Origin of the sequence: Buchnera aphidicola (Tuberolachnus salignus) (genome assembly GCF_900016785.1) — a bacterium.
GTDB classification, from domain to species: Bacteria; Pseudomonadota; Gammaproteobacteria; order Enterobacterales; family Enterobacteriaceae; genus Buchnera_F; species Buchnera_F aphidicola_M.
In genome coordinates this window covers 231,360-251,501 of sequence record NZ_LN890285.1, presented here as the reverse complement: position 1 = coordinate 251,501, position 20,142 = coordinate 231,360, and the positions used below count along the sequence as shown (strand labels likewise).

At 20.2% G+C, this 20,142-nt stretch carries 17 protein-coding genes and 3 tRNA genes; 11 read left to right on the top strand and 9 right to left on the bottom strand.

Features of this window, described 5'->3' with window-relative positions:
* Positions 1–43 precede the first annotated feature (43 nt).
* The 6 genes from flgA (at position 44) to BTSPAZIEG_RS01090 (ending at position 4,922) form a co-directional block, all read left to right on the top strand.
* Positions 44–826: a flagellar basal body P-ring formation chaperone FlgA gene (gene flgA / locus BTSPAZIEG_RS01120; RefSeq protein WP_075472636.1), complete on the top strand. Its 783-nt coding sequence runs from the start codon at positions 44–46 to the stop codon at positions 824–826.
* A 507-nt stretch (positions 827–1,333) separates the two neighbouring features.
* On the top strand, positions 1,334–2,884 hold the full coding sequence (gene murJ / locus BTSPAZIEG_RS01110; RefSeq protein ID WP_075472634.1) for a murein biosynthesis integral membrane protein MurJ: 1,551 nt from the start codon (positions 1,334–1,336) through the stop codon (positions 2,882–2,884).
* A gap of 191 nt (positions 2,885–3,075) precedes the next feature.
* Positions 3,076–4,521 carry an OmpA family protein gene (locus BTSPAZIEG_RS01105; protein ID WP_075472633.1) on the top strand — a complete coding sequence of 482 codons (1,446 nt, stop codon included), beginning with the start codon at positions 3,076–3,078 and terminating at the stop codon, positions 4,519–4,521.
* A gap of 100 nt (positions 4,522–4,621) precedes the next feature.
* A tRNA-Ser gene (locus BTSPAZIEG_RS01100) sits at positions 4,622–4,706 on the top strand.
* Positions 4,707–4,733: 27 nt separating this feature from the next.
* A tRNA-Cys gene (locus BTSPAZIEG_RS01095) sits at positions 4,734–4,804 on the top strand.
* Between the two features lie 31 nt (positions 4,805–4,835).
* Positions 4,836–4,922: transfer RNA gene (locus tag BTSPAZIEG_RS01090), tRNA-Leu, on the top strand.
* A gap of 17 nt (positions 4,923–4,939) precedes the next feature.
* Here the strand turns inward: BTSPAZIEG_RS01090 and BTSPAZIEG_RS01085 are convergent.
* Positions 4,940–5,971, bottom strand: coding sequence for a methyltransferase (locus BTSPAZIEG_RS01085; protein WP_075472632.1), 1,032 nt, complete (start codon positions 5,969–5,971; stop codon positions 4,940–4,942).
* A 154-nt stretch (positions 5,972–6,125) separates the two neighbouring features.
* Here BTSPAZIEG_RS01085 and minC point away from each other — a divergent pair, with 154 nt between their 5' ends.
* The 3 genes from minC to minE are packed head-to-tail and all read left to right on the top strand — an operon-like array spanning position 6,126 to position 7,927.
* Positions 6,126–6,827, top strand: coding sequence for a septum site-determining protein MinC (minC, locus tag BTSPAZIEG_RS01080; RefSeq protein WP_075472631.1), 702 nt, complete (start codon positions 6,126–6,128; stop codon positions 6,825–6,827).
* Positions 6,828–6,860: 33 nt separating this feature from the next.
* Complete coding sequence (gene minD, locus BTSPAZIEG_RS01075; RefSeq protein WP_075472630.1) at positions 6,861–7,673, top strand: septum site-determining protein MinD; 813 nt, start codon at positions 6,861–6,863, stop codon at positions 7,671–7,673.
* Positions 7,674–7,675: 2 nt separating this feature from the next.
* Entirely contained in the window at positions 7,676–7,927 is a 252-nt protein-coding gene (minE, locus tag BTSPAZIEG_RS01070; protein WP_075472629.1) for a cell division topological specificity factor MinE, read from the top strand.
* 4 nt (positions 7,928–7,931) lie between these two features.
* Here the strand turns inward: minE and tsaB are convergent, their stop codons facing one another.
* From tsaB to zwf, 4 genes are all read right to left on the bottom strand, one after another.
* The gene (tsaB, locus tag BTSPAZIEG_RS01065) at positions 7,932–8,618 is read right to left on the bottom strand and encodes a tRNA (adenosine(37)-N6)-threonylcarbamoyltransferase complex dimerization subunit type 1 TsaB (protein WP_075472627.1); all 687 of its coding nucleotides are present in this window, start codon (positions 8,616–8,618) and stop codon (positions 7,932–7,934) included.
* Between the two features lie 29 nt (positions 8,619–8,647).
* On the bottom strand, positions 8,648–10,225 hold the full coding sequence (locus tag BTSPAZIEG_RS01060) for a TerC family protein (protein WP_075472625.1): 1,578 nt from the start codon (positions 10,223–10,225) through the stop codon (positions 8,648–8,650).
* 134 nt (positions 10,226–10,359) lie between these two features.
* Positions 10,360–11,244: a protease HtpX gene (htpX, locus tag BTSPAZIEG_RS01055; RefSeq protein ID WP_075472622.1), complete on the bottom strand. Its 885-nt coding sequence runs from the start codon at positions 11,242–11,244 to the stop codon at positions 10,360–10,362.
* A gap of 93 nt (positions 11,245–11,337) precedes the next feature.
* Entirely contained in the window at positions 11,338–12,801 is a 1,464-nt protein-coding gene (gene zwf, locus BTSPAZIEG_RS01050) for a glucose-6-phosphate dehydrogenase (protein WP_075472619.1), read from the bottom strand.
* Positions 12,802–13,022: 221 nt separating this feature from the next.
* Between zwf and pyk the strand changes: the two genes are divergently transcribed.
* On the top strand, positions 13,023–14,468 hold the full coding sequence (pyk, locus tag BTSPAZIEG_RS01045; RefSeq protein WP_075472617.1) for a pyruvate kinase: 1,446 nt from the start codon (positions 13,023–13,025) through the stop codon (positions 14,466–14,468).
* 136 nt (positions 14,469–14,604) lie between these two features.
* On the opposite strand, the gene BTSPAZIEG_RS01040 is transcribed toward pyk, so the two are convergent.
* From BTSPAZIEG_RS01040 to trxB, 4 genes are all read right to left on the bottom strand, one after another.
* Positions 14,605–15,342 (bottom strand): YebC/PmpR family DNA-binding transcriptional regulator, encoded by a 738-nt coding sequence (locus BTSPAZIEG_RS01040; protein ID WP_075472615.1) that lies wholly within the window; start codon positions 15,340–15,342, stop codon positions 14,605–14,607.
* 105 nt (positions 15,343–15,447) lie between these two features.
* Positions 15,448–17,160, bottom strand: a complete 1,713-nt coding sequence (gene aspS / locus BTSPAZIEG_RS01035; protein WP_075472613.1) for an aspartate--tRNA ligase — start codon at positions 17,158–17,160, stop codon at positions 15,448–15,450.
* A 77-nt stretch (positions 17,161–17,237) separates the two neighbouring features.
* Positions 17,238–17,453 carry a translation initiation factor IF-1 gene (gene infA, locus BTSPAZIEG_RS01030; RefSeq protein ID WP_075472611.1) on the bottom strand — a complete coding sequence of 72 codons (216 nt, stop codon included), beginning with the start codon at positions 17,451–17,453 and terminating at the stop codon, positions 17,238–17,240.
* Between the two features lie 70 nt (positions 17,454–17,523).
* Positions 17,524–18,480, bottom strand: a complete 957-nt coding sequence (gene trxB / locus BTSPAZIEG_RS01025; protein WP_075472609.1) for a thioredoxin-disulfide reductase — start codon at positions 18,478–18,480, stop codon at positions 17,524–17,526.
* 266 nt (positions 18,481–18,746) lie between these two features.
* On the opposite strand from trxB, the gene serS reads away from it, so the two are divergent.
* Complete coding sequence (serS, locus tag BTSPAZIEG_RS01020) at positions 18,747–20,039, top strand: serine--tRNA ligase (RefSeq protein ID WP_075472606.1); 1,293 nt, start codon at positions 18,747–18,749, stop codon at positions 20,037–20,039.
* The last annotated feature ends 103 nt before the right edge of the window (positions 20,040–20,142 follow it).

The window sequence follows — 20,142 nt, the reverse complement described above, 5'->3', positions numbered from 1 at the left end:
ATATAATGTTTTTTATAAAAAAAATTTTTAAAAAGGAGATGTTATGTTATTTAAATTTTTTTTTCTTTTATTATTAGAAATTTTTAAAATATTTTTTTTACCTATATCAAATATAGAAAATAATAAAAATTTTTTTTTAAAAGAAAAAAATATATTATATAGTTCTAATATATTATCGAAAAATTTTTTTGTAAATCGAATTAAGAATAAAAATAATTTAAAAGATTTCTTTAATAACTTAAAAATTTCTAAAAAAAAAATTTTTTTAAAGAAGAAAAAAAATAAGAGTTTTTTTTTAAAAAAGAAAAAAAATAAGAGTTTTCCTTTAAAGAAGAAAAAAAATAAGAGTTTTCCTTTAAAGAAGAAAAAAAATAAGAGTTTTCCTTTAAAGAAGAAAAAAAATAAGAGTTTTTTAAAACAAAAAAATATCAATCATAATTCTACACTACATAAATATTTTGTGGCTTCTAAATTTTTAAAAAGTGGAACTATTGTTTCTAAATCTGATATTACAAAAAAATATTTAAATATTAAACATACAATTGCTACTTCTATTCTTGATATCAAAAAAATTTTAAATAAAAAATTAAAACAAAAAATGTCAATTTATGAACCATTTTCGTATCAAAATTTAGAATCTGTTTGGCTTATAAAATCTGGAGACATAGTTCCAATTATGATACATGGAAAAGGATTTATTATAAAAATTTTTGGAAAATCTTTACAAAATTCTAAAATAAATCAAGAAACAAAAGTAATGTTTAATAAAAAAAAAATTTTATATGGAAAATTAAGAAAAGATAAAAAAATTTATATATTTTTATAATAAAAAAAATTTTTTAAAAATAAAAGTAGATATTAAAAATATAATTTGTTATATTTTTAAAAATTTTTATAAATTTTATAGATTTTATAAATTATAAAAAATGAAATAAAGAAACGTATTAAATATTCTTAATAAAATAAAATTTTAATTTTTTTAAATAGTGACCATATAAAATTTTTAAAAAAAAAATTATAAAAATTACATAATTTTTGAAAAAATAAATTGAATCTTAAAAAGATTATATTTTTTAAAAAAATATATTATATATTGTTTAAAATTAATATTTTTAAAAATTTTTTCAATATAATTAAAAATTTATTATATATATTTTATATTTTTTTTTATAAAAACAATATTTTAAATATAATTCTTGAATTTATTAAAAAAATATATTATAAAAAAATTGATTTTAATATATTATATAAGATGCATAATGATTATATTTTAAATTGTATAATTAATTATGCTATTATTCTCAAAAGTAAAAAGTGACCAAGGTTATATACAATGAATCTTTTGAAATCTTTAGCTTCAATTAGTATTATAACGTCAAGTTGTCGTATTCTAGGATTTATTCGAGATTTTTTAATTGCTTATACATTTGGAGCTTCCGTAGAAACAGATGTATTTTTTTCAATTTTTAAAATTCCTAATCTTTTACGTAGAATTTTTTCAGATGGAGCATTCTCGCAAGCTTTTATTCCAGTTTTATCTGAATATAAAACACGATATGATGAAAAAACTATTAAAAATTTTATTGCTACCATGTTTGGGGTATTATTATTATTATTAGGATTTTTTGTAATGTTAGGAATATTTTTTCCGTCCTCAATTGTATTAATAACATCTCCAGGTTTTTCAAAAGATATTAATAAATTACAGTTAGGAATTCAATTATTTAAAATTATTTTTCCATATATTTTTTTAGTTTCTTTATCTTCTTTTATTTCATCAATTTTATATACTTATGATTGTTTTTTTTTACCTTCATTTTCACCTATTTTATTAAATTTTAGTATTATTTTTTTTACTTTATTAAGCACATTTTTTAAACCAGCATGTTTTAATCCTCAAATTACTTCTTTAGGATGGGGTATTATAATCGGAGGAATGTTGCAAATTGGATATCAAATTCCTACTTTGTATTCTAAAAAGATTTTAATATTGCCTAAATTAAATTATAAAAATGAAGGTTTAAAAAAAGTTTTACAACGTATTTCTCCTGCTATTTTGGGTGTTGCTGCTGGTCAAATTTCATTAGTAATTAATAGTATTATTGCTTCTTTATTTAATTCAGGATCTATTTCTTGGTTATATTATGCAGATCGATTAATGGAATTTCCAGTAGGAGTATTAGGAGTATCTGTGAGTACATTAATTTTTCCTAAATTAATTAAACATCACACTTTAAATTCTACTTTAGAATATTCTAAATTATTAGATTGGGGATTACGTATTTCTGTGTTGTTATCTTTTCCCGGTACTGCATTTTTATTTATTTTTTCTAAACCTTTAATTATTTCTTTATTTGAATATGGACATTTTACTGATTTTGATACTATAATGACACAAAAAATTCTTTTGTGTTATACTTCTGGAATTATTGCTTTAATGTCAATTAAAGTATTATCGACAGCTTTTTATTCTATTAAAAATGTTGTTACTCCAATGAAAATTTCTTTTATAATTTTAGTTGTAACACAAATTTTTAATGCTATTTTTGTATTTTTTTTAAAACAATCCGGATTAGCTTTATCAATTAGTATTTCAGCATGGATTAATTCTATTTTATTATTTATTGCATTATGTAGAACAAAAATTTATAGTCCACAACCAGGATGGTTAAATTTTTTATGGAAAGTGTTTTTGTCAACATTAATTATGGCTATTTTTTCATATTTTATTTTATATTTTATACCTTCATGGCATGCTGGAAATATATTTATTCGAATAATACGAATTTTATTAGTTGGTATTTGTAGTAGTAGTATATATTTATTATCATTAAAAGTTACAGGTATTAATTTACAACATTTTTATTATAAAATAACACATTAATAATTTAATTAAAAATTAGAAATTCAAAATTATATATATAAACGTTATATATAAAAAATATTTTTTTAAAAAAAATTAAACAATTTTTTGAAATTATGAAATAATATAAAATATATTGAGAACATTAATTACGATCAAATTATAATATTTAGATTTATATATTTTAACATTTTTAAATTATGAGTTCTTTTATGAAAAAAATACTATTTTTTTTTGTTATTATGATGTCTAGTATGATGACTCCTGTTTCAGCAGTTGAAACATCGAATCATAATTATTGGTATGTTGGAATAAAAAACAACATATTGCCTATAGAGTCTTCAGTTAAGATCCAAGAAAAAGAAGAAGTAATAAAAATTTCTAATTTTTTTAATTGCGTTAGAGATTTTAATTTAGGAGGTTTTGTAGGATATAAATTTAATCCTTATTTGAGTTTTCAAATGGAAAGTAATGTTTCAGGAAAAATGTTACCATTTTTAAAATTTGATTTCCCAGATATATATAATTATGATTTAAATGGAACAGCTAAATTTTCTATTCCATTATCTTCATCTTTAAATGCTTATGCACGTATTGGTACTTCTTATGAAGTATACAATTCAATTAAACCAACACAATCAGAAATAAAAGAGCCAGTAGTAGTAGAAAAACCTGTTACTCCTCCAACTCCGGAAGTTCAAGCTGCTGCTCCAGCTGCTGAAGCTCCAGCTCAACCTGCAGCAGAAAATGAAGGTGCGACTGAAGCTCCAGCTCAACCTGCAGCAGAAAATGAAGGCGCGACTGAATCTTCAGACCAACCTGCAGCAGAAAATGAAGGTGGAAGTGAAACTCCGAAAGAAGTAACAGAACCACAAACACCACAACAACCAGTTGTTACTACTCCTACTCCAGAAGTAGTTCCGACTCCTGTAAAAACAGATTCTTTAAAAGCTATTTCGAAAAATATTCAACCACAATATAATATTCGTCCTGTATTAGCAGTAGGATTAGATTATTTCTTTAATCCAAATACTAATTTACATTTTGATTATAATTTCAAAAAAATTTTACAAGATGGTTTTGCTCCTTTAGAAAAATCTGTATGGGGTTGTTGTAATGTGGGTATATCTTGGAATTTCAATAATTTTGAATCTAATGTGAAAAATACTCACATAAATACTTTTCGACCTATTTTATCGAATCATATTTCGCATAAAAAAAATATAGTTAATGATCTTCAGTATAAAAATAAAAAATTTTTAAATCCTAATTTTGAAAAAACTATCTTATTTCCTTCAAAAAGTTTTACTTTGTCTCAAAATTCTAAAAATATTTTAGAAAATTTAGTCAAACAAATAAAAAAATATAATTTAAATCAGAAATTTATTGAAATCACTGGGTATTCAGATCAATTAGGTCTTCCAGAAGAAAATAAAAAATTATCTGAAAAACGTGCTCAAATTGTTGCAGATTTTTTACATTTAAATAATTTTCCAATAAAAAAAATGTTTGTTCGCGGTTTAGGAAGCACAAGTTTTTTTAGTCAAAAAACAAATTCTATAATACATAATACTAAAAATTTAAAAAATTCTTTTAAATTTGACCGTAGAGTAGTAATAAAAATATCTTCATTACCAAGAAAAAAAATAACATTTTAAATTATTCGAATAAAATTTTTTAATATATATAAAAAATAAAATAATTTTCTTTACAATTTATTTTTTTTCTGTAAAATATTTTATTATTAAAGAATAATTTGGAGGAATGGCTGAGTGGTTGAAGGCAGCGGTCTTGAAAACCGCCAATAAGAAATTATTCGAGAGTTCGAATCTCTCTTCCTCCTAAAAATTTTTTTTATAAAAAATTAAAAAGCGCGTTGGCAGATTGGTTATGCAACGGATTGCAAATCCGTGTAACCCGGTTCGATTCCGGGATGCGCTTTATAAAAAAATTATAAAAAAATTTTATTAAAGCCCGGATGGTGAAATTGGTAGACACAAGGGACTTAAAATCCCTCGACTTGAAAATAGTCTTGCGGGTTCAAGTCCCGCTCTGGGTATATATTATTTAATTTTTTTATTTATAAGCTTGATAGATTTTATATTTTTTATTTTTTTTTAATATTTTATATTTTTTAAAGTTTTTTTTAAATAAAAAATCACATGATACAAAAGTATTAATCACAATTCGTAATTCTCCTTTTTTTTTTAAAAATTTTTTAGAAATTTTAATAAGTTCAAAAAGAATTGAAAAATTTAAGAATAAATCATTATGTACAGGAGGATTTGAAATAATCATATCAAATTTCTCAAAAATATTAAAAAACATATTACTTGTATAAAATATTCCTGGTATTTTATTTGTTAAAAGTGTTTTTTTACTTGAATATAATGCATGTTTAGATATATCACTTAAGTATAATTTTATCTTTTTATTAATTTGAAATAATGCAACACTTAATATTCCAGATCCTGAACATAAATCTAATATTTTTCCATGTATTTTTTTTTTAAATGTTGAAATTAATAAAAGACTACCTTCATCTATTTTTTTATAACCAAATACACCAGGTAAATGAAAAATTTTAAAATTTTTCCAATAATGTATTTTAAAAAATTTTTTTTGACAAAAGTTAATTGATTGTTTAAGGATTCCAAAATATAAATAATATTGAGATTTAGAATCTATTTTATAAAAATTTATTTTTTTGACAAATAATTTTACAATACTATTAATACCACTTTTTTTAGATCCTATAATATAAATTTTACATTTTTTTTGTAATTTAGAAAATAAAAAATTTAATTCAAAAACATTTTCTTTTTTATTTTTTGACCAAAAATAAATAAGAATTTTATATTTTTTAATTTGTTGTTTTATACGATATGTGTTAAATATAATGTTTTTATGTATATTTTTAGGAAATATTTGAAAAATATGACATTTCTGTGAATATAATGTATATTTCTTTAAATTAAATATATCAGTTGTTAAATTATTTAAATATCCTGAAAAAATTATATTGGATGTTTTATTGAAATTTATATTATTAAACAAAATTTTATTTTCTTTACGATATTTTTGTACAATATTTATTGTTGTATTCATATAAAATTATATAAACCTATATAATATTAATATTAATAATAATTAAAAATAATTATATTTATTTTTTTAAATGAAAATAATTTTAAAAAATATTATATGAATTATATTTAATAAAATCTATTTATGATAAATTTTTCGTACGTTGAGTTTAAAAATGTCTGAAAATTCTATAGTTATGAAAGGTAAAAATTTTACAATTACAGTTATTTATTTAAAAAATATTTCTCTTAATTGTTTAAAAAAAAAATTACTAAAAATTATTAAAAAATCTCCTAAATTTTTTCAGTATGCGCCAATTATTTTAAATATTTCAAAATTATCATATTCTATTAATTGGAAAGAAATTAAAAATATGATGTTTTCTATAGGATTTTTAGTTATTGGTGTAAGTGGATGTAATAACATCCATGTAAAAAATTTTTTATTAAAATCAGGAATTCCAGTTTTGTTAGAAGGAAAAGAACATTTTTATTCTTCTTCTCCAATATTTAATTATACACAAAAAATTTCTAAAAGTGTAAAAAATGAATTAAAAACTCAAATTATTACGAATCCTGTACGATCAGGTCAAAAAATTTATTTTCCAAATGTTGATATTATTATTCAAAGTAATGTGAGTGCTGGCGCTGAAATTATTTCCGATAGAAATGTTCATATTTATGGTGTTATGCGTGGGAAAGTTTTAGCAGGAGCTAAAGGGGACGTTACTAGTCAAATTTTTTGTTCTCATTTATGCGCTGAATTAGTTTCTATTGCTGGAGAATATTTAATTTTAGAAAATAATTCAAAAAAATATATTAACAAAATGGTAAAAATTTTTTTAAAAAAAAAAAAAATAATAATTCAAAATTTTTAATTTATATATTTTTTATTAAAGGAGTTTATATAAATGTCTCGTATTATTGTGGTTACATCTGGAAAAGGAGGAGTTGGGAAAACAACTTCCAGTGCCTCTATAGCTACCGGATTAGCAATATTAGGTTATAAAACAGTAGTAATAGATTTTGATATAGGATTAAGAAATTTAGATTTAATAATGGGTTGTGAGAGACGTGTAGTATATGATTTTTTAAATGTAATTAATGAAGAAGCAATAATTACACAAGCTTTAATTCGTGATAAAAAAACTCCTAATTTATTTATTTTACCTGCTTCTCAAACTCGAGATAAAGATTCTTTAACAAAAAAAGGAGTAGAAAAAATTTTAAATTTATTAAAAGATATGAATTTTGATTTTATAATTTGTGATTCTCCAGCAGGTATTGAAAAAGGAGCTCTTTTAGCATTATATTTTGCAGATGAAGCAATCATCATTACTAATCCAGAAATTTCTTCAGTAAGAGATTCTGATCGTATTTTAGGAATTTTAGCTTCGAAATCTCAACGAGCTGAAATGAAAAAAACGCCAATTAAAGAACATTTATTATTAACTCGTTACAATCCTAAAAAAGTAAAAAATGGTGATATGTTAAGTAAAGATGATGTATTAGATATTTTAAGAATACCATTAATAGGGATTATTCCTGAAGATAATTTTGTTTTAAGATCTTCCAATCAAGGGACTTCCATAATCTTAAATTCTTCTTCTAATGCAGGAAAAGCATATCAAGATACTGTACAGCGCTTGATTGGAAAAAACGTTCCATTTCGTTTTATAAAATATAAAAAAAAAAGTTTTTTACAATGGTTATTTCGGAGATAAATATGTCAATTTTAAATTTTTTTTTATCTAAACAAAAAAAAACAGCATCAGTAGCTAAAAAACGTTTGCAAATTATTATTGCAGAACAAAAAAAATATGATCAAGAACCTGATTATTTTCCTAAATTAAAAAATGAATTATTACATGTTATTTCTAAATATGTAAATATCACACCAGATATGGTTAAAATTCAATGTGAAAAAAGACATAAAAATGTTTCTATTTTAGAATTAAATATTTTTTTATCAAAATAATTTTTTATTTTTTAGATAATATAGTATTTTTTAAATATATAGGATGTTTGTAAAATTTTTCAAAATATTGTATATTTTTTATTTTAGATAATACACAAGAAATAATATCTTGTGCTCGTATATTTTTAATTTTTATTTGTAAAAATTTTGTTTCTTTTTTTTGTATTTTTTCAATTGGCATAAAACCTACAATAGCCCAGAGACCTGTAAATAAATTATTTAAAATATATTTTTTGTCGATATTTTTAGATGTATATTGTTGATATGTTCCAATCCATTGATTTTTTATGTTTCTAAAAAATTTACCAATAAAAATATAATTTTTAGAAATTTTTAATTTTATTAAAATTTTTTTAATAAAATATTTTAACCAAATTTGTTCAGATATGATTTGAAAAGTAGAAAAATTAAAAATAGGAATATTTAAACTCATTGATAACGCATTAGCAACAATTGTAGAAATTCGTATTCCTGTAAAATTTCCTGGACCTTCATTATATGCTATTATTTGTATATGCTTAAAATTAATATTTGATTTTTTTAAAATTTTAGTGATCATATTTAAAATATGTTTTTCATGTTGTTGAAAACATAGTTTTTTATTTTGATACAAAACATTATTATGTAATAATGCTATAGAGCAATTATCGAAAGTAGTTTCAATAGCTAGTATTGTCAAATTTGATTTCATCACGATTTTTCATATAGTTAAATTTTAATTTAATTGTTTTTAAAATTGATATTCTTAACACGTACTAATTTAATTTGATATTTTGTTGATTCAATAATTTCAAAACAAAAAGAAGAAATATAAATTTTGTCCCCTGGAATAGGAAATTTTCCTGTTTGAGAAATTAATAATCCAGCTAACGAAATATAATTTTCATTTTTTACAAATTTTTTAATTTTTAAAACTTGTTTTAAAGTATATAAATCTGTTGTTCCTTTCACTAAAAAACTATTTTTTTCATGTATAATATCTGGAGTTTCATCAGCATCTGGAAAATCTCCCGCAATTGTTTCTAAAATATCTACCGGTGTAATAAGTCCTAAAATAAATCCAAATTCATTACTAATTAAAATTAAACTACCTTTAGAATGTCTTACGACTCTTAATAATTTAATAGGATCTAAAGTGTCAGGAATAATAATTGGAGGTTTTTTTTGACAAAAAACATATAAATTAGAATTTTTATAAATTTCATTTAATAATTCTTTAGCAAGAACTACGCCTATAACTTCATCTAATTCTCCTTTACATACTGGAAATAAATTATGAGGAGTGTCTAGTAATTGCGTTTTAATTTTTTCATTTGAATGATCTAAATTAATCCAAGAAATTTCTACTCTAGGAGTCATAATACTTCTAATTGAACGATCTGCTAACATTAATACGCTTGTTAACATATATTTTTCTTCATCTTTAAACGGTTTAATTAATTTAGATGTCTTGTGAATAGAATGATTATATTTTTTTTTTTTAGTATCTTCTTTCTTTTGATGTATATTTTTTTTTTCTTCTATTCCAAAAATTAATTTAGAAATAGTTTCTGCTGTACGTACACGTATAGGTTTTTTTGATTGATGATTCAAAAAGTTTTTTTTTTCAATTTGATTAAAAAATTCAATACTTAAAGAAAATATAATAATAACATATAAATATCCTTTTGGAATTTTAATTCCACAAGCTTCTAAGATTAAACTAAAACCGATTACTAACAAAAAACTTAAACATAAAATCATAATAGTACGGTGTAGACGAATAAAATTTGTTATCATTTTTGAAATAAATAACATTAATATAGTAGAAATAGTGACAGCACAGATCATAAGAGAAATATTGTTTACCATACCAACAGCTGTAATAATTGAATCAATAGAAAAAATGGCATCTAAAATTACAATTTGAATTACAATAGACCAAAATTTAGGAGATTTTTTTTGTGTATTTTTTTTTTCTTCTAAATGTTTTAAACGTTCATATAATTCTATGATTGCTTTAAATAATAAAAAAAAACCTCCAAAAAATAATATTAAATCACGTATTGAAAAAGAAAAAAAATTGTTTTTTATAACAATAGTCTCAAAAGATACTATACAAGCAAATGATAATAAGATAATAATTCTCATAAACAAAGCTAAAATTAAACCTGTATATTGCGCTTTATTTCTTTGCGAAGATGGTAATTTTTCAGATAAAATAGAAATAAAAACAATATTATCAATGCCTAGAATTAATTCCAAAATAATTAATGTTATTAAATTAATTAAATTTTTTGTATTTAAAAAAAAAAACATTTTTATACTCCATATATATAAAAATTTTGTATTAATTTTTAAAATATCATTATATTTTTTAGAATGATTTAAAAAGTTATTAAATATAAAATTTAAAATATTATTTTTAAAGTATCATATTAAAAAAATTTATTTTATTTAAAATAAATATTTTTTTTTAATGCTAAAATACGTTCATCAATAGATGGATGTGATAAAAACAAATTTAAAAAAATATTACGTTTTCCTTGTATATATAATGTTCTTAAATTGTGAGAAATATTAGGTTCTATACTATTTTTAAGATTTTCTAATGCTGATATCATATTTTTTTTTCCAATTATTTTAGAAGCTCCAGCATCAGCATAATATTCTCGTTTTCTAGAAAACCACATAATTACAATATTTGCTAACATTCCTAATGTGAATTCCAATATCATTGAGATAAAAATATAAATTATTGAATTAGAAAATAATAAAATATTTTTATTTTTTTTTTTTTTAAAGAAAAAATTTTCTAAAATTTTAGTAAAAATATATGAAAAAAATAAAATAAATGTATTTAATACACTTTGTATTAATGTCATTGTTAACATATCTCCATTTGTAATATGACAAATTTCATGTGCAATAATAGCTTTTATTTCATTTTTTTTCATTTTATTTAATAACCCAGTAGAAAGAGCAATCAAGGAATTATTTTTTGAAAAACCGGTAGCAAATGCATTTAAATCTTCAGAAGGATAAATAGCAATTTCAGGTATTTTAATTTTCATTTGATGTGATAAATCTTTTAAAAATAATATGATCCAATTTAATTCTGGATTCTTTGTATTATTTATTATTTTTCCTTGTACTGTATTTAATGCAATCCATTTTGATAAGAATAATGACATTATTGAACTTAAGCATCCAAAAAAACTAGATAATAAAAAAATATTAATAATATTTTGATATTGCAATCCAAATAGATATAATATTAAACTTAAGATTAAATTTACAGAAAAATTTATGATTAAAAAAAGAAAAATACATAACATAAATAGTAATTCTCCTAAAATTTTAGTATGTATATAAAATTTATACTAAATTTAAAATTTTAAATATTTTTTATATTATAAAAAATATTTTTATTAAATAGTTTCATTATTCCATTGTTTTTGATCTTTTTTTAATAATATTTCGGATGATGTAGGACCCCAACTTCCAGCTGGATAATATTCTAAAATATTATAATTTTGGGTATACAATTGAATTATTGGATCAATCCATTTCCAAGAAAATTCAATTTCTTTTGATGTTACAAATAAATCTTTTTTTCCATGAATAATCTCTAAAAATAATTTTTCATAATCTGACAAAAAATTATTATTATATATTTTTTTTTCGTTATAAAATGTAATTTGATTTTTTTTCAAATTATTAAAAAAATTATTTTCTTTATTTTTAAAATAAAAATTCATAAAAATTTTTGATTTAGGTTGTAAATAAATTGTTAAACAATTATTAAAATTTTCATTAATATTAGAAAAATGAGAAAAATTATATATATTTTTATAAAAAATTACAATTTTTGTACATTTTTTAGATAATCTTTTTCCAGTGCGTAAATAAAAAGGTACATTTTTCCATCTAGGAGTATTAATAAATACTTTTAAGGCAATAAAAGTTTCAGTAAAACTATTTTTTTTTAAATTGTTTTCTTCTAAATAAGATTTTATTTTTTTTTCAGAAATGATATTTTTTGTATATTGACCAATTGAAATAGAATTTAAATCAGTAATAATTTGTAAATTTTTTAATATATTTATTTTTTCTTTTTTGATTTCTAAAAAATTTAATGATTTAGGTGGCTCTATTGCTATTAAACATAAAATATGTAATAAGTGATTTTGGAGCATATCTTTAATTTGTCCAATTTTATCAAAATAATTCCATCTATTTTCGATACCAATTTTTTCAGAAATTGTAATTTGAATGTGATCAATAAATTGAGAACACCAATTATTAAAAAAAAAAATATTAGAAAATCGTAATGGTAAAATATTTAATATAGAATTTTTTCCTAAATAATGATCTATTCTATAAATTTGATCTTTTTTAAAACTTTTTAATAATATATTTTTAATATTTTTATAATCTTCATAAGAAGTTCCAATTGGTTTTTCAATAATAATACGAGCATTATGATAATTAAATTGAAATTTTTTTAATCCTTTACAAATAAAAACGTATAAAGATGGCATTACACAAAAATAATAAATAATAAGTTGATTTTTAAATTTTAAAATATTTTTTAATTGAATAAAATTATCAATATTTTGAATATCTAAAGAACAATAATATATTTTTTTTTTAAAATTGTTCCATATAATATCATTTTTAAAATTTTTAATATTTTTTTTAAAATTTTCATATATTTTAGAAATATATTGAATAGTATTAAAATTAGTACGAGCAATAGCAATAATTTTTTTATTTTTTTTTAGTTTTTTTTTTTTTTCTAACATATATATAGTAGGTAACAATTTTTTAGTAGCTAAATCTCCAGTGGCTCCAAAAATTACAAAATCGTATAATATATTGTTTTTTAACATATGATAATTTCTCATTTTTTATTATAAAAAAATTTTTTTGATAAAAATTATATTATACATAAATTTAAAAAAAAATTAAATTTTTTACTAAAAATAAATTTTTAAAACTTTTTATTAATAAATATATAAATAATATATGGTATTATTAATAAAATATTTTATTTTAAAAAATAAAATTTTAATTATAAAAATTTTTATATTTTTTATATAAGGATGTTATTATGGGTTTATATTTACCAAGAACTAAAATTGTAACTACTTTAGGTCCTTCAACAGATTATCCAGGAATTTTAGAAAAAATGATTACATCTGGAGCAAATGTTTTTAGATTGAATTTTTCACATGGAATTCCAGAAGATCATATTAAAAGAGCAGAAAAAATTATTAAGATATCAAAAAAATTAGGTATAATTGTTTCTTTATTAGGGGATTTACAAGGTCCTAAAATTAGAATTTCTAGTTTTCGAAAAAAAAAAATTTTTTTAAAAACAGGAGATATTTTTGTTTTAGATCCTTCAATAGAAGAAAATAATGGTACTGAAACTGAAGTAGGTGTAAATTATTCTAAATTACCAGAAGAAGTAAAATATAATGATATTTTATTATTAGATGATGGTCGAATACAATTACAAGTTATAAAAATTTTTAATACTAAAATTATAACACAAGTATTAATAGGAGGATTTTTAACTAATAATAAAGGTTTAAACAAGTTAGGCGGAGGATTATCTGCGGAATCTTTAACAAAAAAAGATAAAAAAGATATTAAATTGGCTGCTAAAATTAATGTTGATTTTTTAGCTATTTCATTTCCTCGTACTGCTCAAGATTTGAAATATGCACGTCAATTATTAAATAAATCTGGAAGTCAAGCGAAAATAATTGCCAAAATAGAAAGAGCAGAAGCGGTAAAAACAGATGAAAATATTCAAAATTTAATTTTAGAATCTGATATAATTATGATTGCTCGTGGAGATTTAGGTGTTGAAATTGGAGATACAAAATTAATTGAAATACAAAAAAAATTAATTCATATGGCTAGAAAATTAAATCGAGCAGTTATTACAGCCACTCAAATGATGGAATCTATGGTTTATAATTCTTTTCCAACACGTGCTGAAGTCTCTGATGTTGCAAATGCAGTTTTAGATAAAACTGATGCAGTTATGTTATCTGCAGAAACTGCATCTGGAAAATTTCCAATAGAAACAATTAAAAAAATGTCAAAAATTTGTTTAGATACAGAACAAATTCCTTGTATTAAAATTTCAAAACATAGATTATATACAAAATTTGATAATATTTCAGAAGCTATTTTAATGTCTTCAATGTATGCTGCAAATCATTTACTTAATGTTTCTGCTATTTTATTATTTACATTTTCAAGTCAATCAGCATTAATATCTTCTAGAATTTCAACTCATTGTCCTATTTTTATAATATCTTCAAATATGTCTCTTTTAAAAGTTTGTACGATATATCGCGGTGTTTTTCCTATTTTTATAAAAAATGATATTCAAAATAGTACTTTTATAAATGTAGCAATCAATCATTTGAAATATAAAAAATTTATTAAAAGAAAAGATTTTATAATCATTGTTCAAGATAATTATCAAAATCAACATTCTCAAGATATAAATATGTGTCGAATTCTTAAAATTGATTAATATTTTTACACATTATGATTTTTAGAAAATTTGTTGCATTATAAACATAATATAAAATTTTTTCATTTTTATTAGAAAAATGCTTGTTTTTGACAGAAAAAATTCTGGAGAATACAAGCAATTTATTTTAAAAAAATTATATTTTTTTTTTAAATTTAACATTATGTACGATTTCTTTAATATTTTTTATTTTTTTCAAAATTTTTAAAAAATTTCGAAATTGTATTAATAATGTATCGTGAAATTTTTGAGATTTTATAGCAATTTTTTTTATATATGTTTTAAAAATTTTTAAAGAAAAATTTTTAAATTCTTTTTTAAAAATTTTACTATAGTTACGAGATACGATAATTTTAATATAATTTTCTTTTTTTATTAAAATATTATCATGTGAATTTTTTTTCATAATATTTATTAAAATTTTTTTATTTTTAGGTGTGTTAGAAAATAAAAAAATTATTTTTTTTTGAAACAAATATTTAATTTTTAAATAATTTACAAAAATAAAATTATATTTAAAAAAAATTTCTTCAATTTTTTTTTTAAAAATTATATCGTTTTTTTGAGTATAATAAACGATAATCACCATACCTTCATTATTGTAACCCGCATATTTTGATATTTTTAAAATTTTTTTTGTTTTTATTTTTTTTTGAATACGTTGAATTGCTTTTTGAATAGTTTCTTTAGTAATATTATTATTAGTAGCTTTTTCAATAGCAGCTCTTAAAGAAAAATTTATATTAGGGTCAGTACCATATTTTTCACTTGCTCGTGTAATATTACGTATTAATTTCATAAATTTTTGACTTTTTTTATAATCTTGTGCTGCTTTTCTATGTTTAGTGTTTGCCCATTTACTATGTCCTGCCATATTATCTCCAAAAAAAAATTATATATTATAAGATTAAAATAATAAATTTTATAAAAAACCAACATATTAAAAAATCATGATGGTTTTTATAATTATGTGTTTTATTTATTCATTTGGAGCGCCTGTTAATAAACATATTGCTGTATTAGATTTTGGAAATGCAATAACGTCTTTAATAGTTTTACTTTTTGTTAATAACATTACGATCCGATCTAAACCTAAAGCTAATCCTGCATGCGGAGGAGTACCATATTTTAATGCATTTAAAAAAAAATCAAAATTTTTTTCTTGTTCTTTATATTCAATATTTAATAAATCAAAAATTTTTTTTTGTAATAAAAAATCATAAATACGCTGTGAACCACCACCTATTTCATATCCATTAATAACTAAATCATATGCACTAGAAATTATTTTTAAAGAATTTTCTTTTGTTATTTTTTGAGAATATTTTTTTGGAGCTGTAAATGGATGATGAATTGATTTTAAATTTTTATTTTTTTTATTAATTTTAAAAAGAGGAAAATCTATGATCCAAACTGGTTTCCAAAGATTTTCTTGAATTAAATTTAAATCTTTACCTATTTTTGTTCTGAGCGTTGATAAAGCTTTATTAATAGTATTTTTAGTATTTACAAAAATAAACAATATATCATTTTTAATACATTTTAAAAAAAAAATTATTTTTTTACATAGATTGTACATATCAGGTAATATTTTTTTAGAAAGTAAATCATTAATTTGAATAATATTTTCTAAAATTGTAATTACATAAAAATTTTTAATATTAAATTTTTTTAAAATTTTTTTATAATTATTAAAATTATTTTTTTTAAATAATAACAAACCTTTTGAAATATGCAAAGTTACAATTTTTTGAGTATTTTTTAAATATTGAAAATTAGAAAAAAAAATATTCCATTTTTTTTTTAAAATTTTTGTGATATCTTGAAATTGTAATGGATTTCTCAAATCTGGTTTGTCAGTTGCATAATATTTTAAACTTTTTTTATATGTTAATTTTGGAAAAATGTCTAATTTTACTTTTAAAATTTTGAGCCAAATTTTAGTAATTAAAATTTCTATAAATTTTTGCAATTTAATTGATTTCATAAAAGAAACTTCAATATCAATTTGTGTAAATTCTGGTTGCCGATCAGAACGTAAATCTTCATTTCGAAAACATCTAGCAATTTGATAATATTTATCTAATCCTGCAATCATTAACATTTGTTTAAACAATTGAGGAGATTGAGGTAATGCATAATATTTACCTAAATATTGACTATTTATTAAAAAATTTTCTGCTCCTTCTGGTGTAGATTTGGTTAAAATTGGCGTTTCAATTTCTAAAAAATTATTTTTTTCTAAATATTTTCTAGTTAATGATGTAATTAAATTTCTAATTTTTAAATTATTAATCATTTTTTTATTACGTAAATCTAGATATCTATATTTTAATCGTATTTCTTCCTTATTTTTTTGTGTATAATCAAATGGTATAGGTAAAGTTTTATTAAAAATTTTATATTGTTGGGCAACAACTTCATAATTTTCTATTTTTTTTAAATTATTATGATTTTTTTTTTTTTGTACAATTCCAATAATTTGCATACAAAATTCTAATTTTATTTGTGCAACTTCTGGAAATTTTTTTAAAAATTTTGTATTAAAAACAATTTGTGAAATTCCATATCTATCTCTTAATTGCAAAAATATTAATTTACCTAAATTTCTGATTTTTTCAACCCAACCACATAAAACAATTTTTTTTTTAATATGAATATTTTTTAAATTTCCGCATTTTGTAGTTCGCATTTTAATCCTTAAATATTTTAAATTTTTTTTTTAAAAAAGATTTTAAATTTAATAAAATAATATTTTTAAATATATTTCTATCGACTACGAAATATAATTCTTCCTTTGCTTAAATCATATGGTGTAAGTTCTAAAGTTACTTTGTCACCTGTTAAAATACGTATATAATTTTTTCTCATTTTTCCTGAAATATGCGCAATAACAATATGTTTATTTTCGAGTTCTACTCGAAACATTGTATTAGGTAAAGTATCAATCACCACACCTTGCATTTCTATATTTTCTTCTTTCATATTCTTTTTTTCTCTTTTTTATTTTTTAAATTATAAAAATTTTTTATATTTTTTAAAAAAATATACATATTTATATATGTAAATATTTTTCTACATCCATAGCTGCTTTACATCCATTTGCTGATGCAGTAATCGCTTGTTGATATTGATTATCAGTTACATCTCCTGCCGCGAAAATTCCTGGATAACTTGTTTGAGTTGTAAAAATTTTTTGTTGATGATTTAAAATTATATGTCCTGTTGAATTAAGTTGTAAAAATTTTTTAAAAATATGAGAATTTGGAATGTACCCTATAGCAATAAATAATCCTGAAATATTTAAAATTTTATTATCTTGATTTTCAAGTGATTTAATTTTAATATGTGTAATATTTTTTTTGTTTCCTATAATTTCTTGAATATAATAAGGTTGATAAATTAAAATTTTTTTTTCAAAAACTTTTTTTAGTAATCTTTCAATTAAAATTTTTTCTGCACTAAAAGTTTTTTTACGATGTATTAAAATAACTTTTTCTGTTATATTTGATAAATATAATGCTTCTTCAATTGCAGTATTTCCTCCTCCTACAACTGCTACAATTTGTTCTTTATAAAAATAACCATCACAAATCGCACAAGTAGAAATACCTTTTCCTAAATATTCTTTTTCAAATGGAATATTTAAAAAACGCGCAGTTGCTCCAGTAGCAATAATAATAGCATCACAAATATATTGTGTATTATTAGTAAAAATAAGAAAATTTTTTTTTTTACATAAAATTTTTATAACAGTTTCATTAAAAATTTGCACATTTAAAATTTGAACATGTTTTTTCATTCTTTCCATTAAATCATAACCACTAATATTTTTAAAATCTCCAGGCCAATTTTCTATTGAAGAAGTATTTAATAATTGTCCTCCAGGATAAGGTCCTGTAAAAATTATAGTTTTTATATTTGATCTTGCCGCATAAATTCCAGCAGTATATCCAGCTGGACCTGAACCAATAATAATTAATGGAACATATATATTTTTTTTAATATACATTTTTATAATCCTTTTTTAAAATAAATTAATTATAATTTATTTTTAAAAAATTTTATATATGATATGTATTTTTTAAAAAAATTTTTATAAATTTTTAAATTTTATAAAATTTTTTATATATATAATATTTTTTATTATTCTTTTATAATAAAATTATAAATTATTTTATAAAATTAAAATTTTTATTTTATAAGTTTTTTATAATATTATAAATTTTAATATACGTTTTTTTATCATTTAACACATATTATAAGATTATTATTTTTATGCTAAATTACAATATTTTAAAAAAAAATTATTTACATTTTCAAAAGACATTAAAAAATAAAAATTTTTTTTTAGATATACAGACTTTAAAAAAATTAGAACACAATAGAAAAAAATATCAAATATTAAGTGAACAATTACAAAATCATCGAAAAAAATTATCTAAATATTTAATTTATTATCAAAATTTATATGTAAATTATAATTTTATTAAAAATACATTACTTTTTTTAAAAAGTGAATCTATTTTAATAAAAAAAAAATTAAAAAACATTCAATTAAAAATTTATAATTTTTTAATTTATATACCTAATATACCTCATATTGACACTCCAATAGGAAAAATTTCAAAAAATAATAAAGAAATTTATAAATGGGGAAAACAAAAAAAATTTAATTTTTCTATAAAAGATCATGTAACTTTAGGTCAAAAGTTAAAAGGATTAGATTGGAATTTATCTTCTGTAATTTCTGGCACTGGTTTTGTAATTATGCGCGGTTCTATTGCGCTTTTACATCGAGCCTTAGGTCAATTTATGCTAGATATACATACAAAAATGCACGGATATATTGAAACTTATGTTCCAAATTTAGTAAATCAAAAATCAGTTTTTGGTACAGGACAATTACCTAAATTTGAAAATGAATTATTTTGTACTTATTTTATAAATAAAAAAAAACAAAAAAAATATTTTTTAATACCAACTTCTGAAGTACCATTAACAAATTTAATACGAGATACTATCATCAATGAAGATCTTTTGCCATTAAAATTGACTGCATTAAGTTCTTGTTTTCGTGCAGAAAATTTAGCATATGGAAAAAATAATCGAGGATTAATACGAAATTATCAATTTGAAAAAGTAGAAATTATACAAATTGTAAAACCTCAATATTCAAATACTGCATTAGATCTTTTAACTCAACATGCAGAAAAAATTCTTAAATTATTAAAATTACCATATCGAAAAATATTATTGTGTACAGGAGAATTAGGTTTTTCTGCTCAAAAAACATATGATTTAGAAGTTTGGTTTCCATCACAAAATATGTATCGTGAAATTTCTTCTTGTTCTTTAATGGGTGATTTCCAAACACGCAGAATGAATTCTCGTTATTATGATAATAAAATGAAAAAAAATGTTTTTTTACATACATTAAATGGTTCAGGATTAGCTGTTGGAAGAACATTAGCTGCAATTTTGGAAAATTATCAATGTTCCGATGGACGTATTCAAATACCAAAAATTTTACAAAATCCTTATATGAATGGTATGACTTTTTTAAATTAAATATTATACTGTAAATTTTATTTTTTTTATATATCGGCATGTTTTATAATAATGCCGATATTATTTAATTTTAACCATTTTTTAGATAAATTAGTGAAGGTAT

What these genes read in the sequence shown, in the direction of transcription:
- flgA (WP_075472636.1), top strand. Translation starts at nt 44, where the DNA reads ATGTTATTTAAATTTTTTTTTCTTTTATTATTAGAAATTTTTAAAATA.
- murJ (WP_075472634.1), top strand. Translation starts at nt 1,334, where the DNA reads ATGAATCTTTTGAAATCTTTAGCTTCAATTAGTATTATAACGTCAAGT.
- BTSPAZIEG_RS01105 (WP_075472633.1), top strand. Translation starts at nt 3,076, where the DNA reads ATGAAAAAAATACTATTTTTTTTTGTTATTATGATGTCTAGTATGATG.
- BTSPAZIEG_RS01085 (WP_075472632.1), bottom strand. Translation starts at nt 5,971, where the DNA reads ATGAATACAACAATAAATATTGTACAAAAATATCGTAAAGAAAATAAA.
- minC (WP_075472631.1), top strand. Translation starts at nt 6,126, where the DNA reads ATGTCTGAAAATTCTATAGTTATGAAAGGTAAAAATTTTACAATTACA.
- minD (WP_075472630.1), top strand. Translation starts at nt 6,861, where the DNA reads ATGTCTCGTATTATTGTGGTTACATCTGGAAAAGGAGGAGTTGGGAAA.
- minE (WP_075472629.1), top strand. Translation starts at nt 7,676, where the DNA reads ATGTCAATTTTAAATTTTTTTTTATCTAAACAAAAAAAAACAGCATCA.
- tsaB (WP_075472627.1), bottom strand. Translation starts at nt 8,618, where the DNA reads ATGAAATCAAATTTGACAATACTAGCTATTGAAACTACTTTCGATAAT.
- BTSPAZIEG_RS01060 (WP_075472625.1), bottom strand. Translation starts at nt 10,225, where the DNA reads ATGTTTTTTTTTTTAAATACAAAAAATTTAATTAATTTAATAACATTA.
- htpX (WP_075472622.1), bottom strand. Translation starts at nt 11,244, where the DNA reads ATGTTATGTATTTTTCTTTTTTTAATCATAAATTTTTCTGTAAATTTA.
- zwf (WP_075472619.1), bottom strand. Translation starts at nt 12,801, where the DNA reads ATGTTAAAAAACAATATATTATACGATTTTGTAATTTTTGGAGCCACT.
- pyk (WP_075472617.1), top strand. Translation starts at nt 13,023, where the DNA reads ATGGGTTTATATTTACCAAGAACTAAAATTGTAACTACTTTAGGTCCT.
- BTSPAZIEG_RS01040 (WP_075472615.1), bottom strand. Translation starts at nt 15,342, where the DNA reads ATGGCAGGACATAGTAAATGGGCAAACACTAAACATAGAAAAGCAGCA.
- aspS (WP_075472613.1), bottom strand. Translation starts at nt 17,160, where the DNA reads ATGCGAACTACAAAATGCGGAAATTTAAAAAATATTCATATTAAAAAA.
- infA (WP_075472611.1), bottom strand. Translation starts at nt 17,453, where the DNA reads ATGAAAGAAGAAAATATAGAAATGCAAGGTGTGGTGATTGATACTTTA.
- trxB (WP_075472609.1), bottom strand. Translation starts at nt 18,480, where the DNA reads ATGTATATTAAAAAAAATATATATGTTCCATTAATTATTATTGGTTCA.
- serS (WP_075472606.1), top strand. Translation starts at nt 18,747, where the DNA reads ATGCTAAATTACAATATTTTAAAAAAAAATTATTTACATTTTCAAAAG.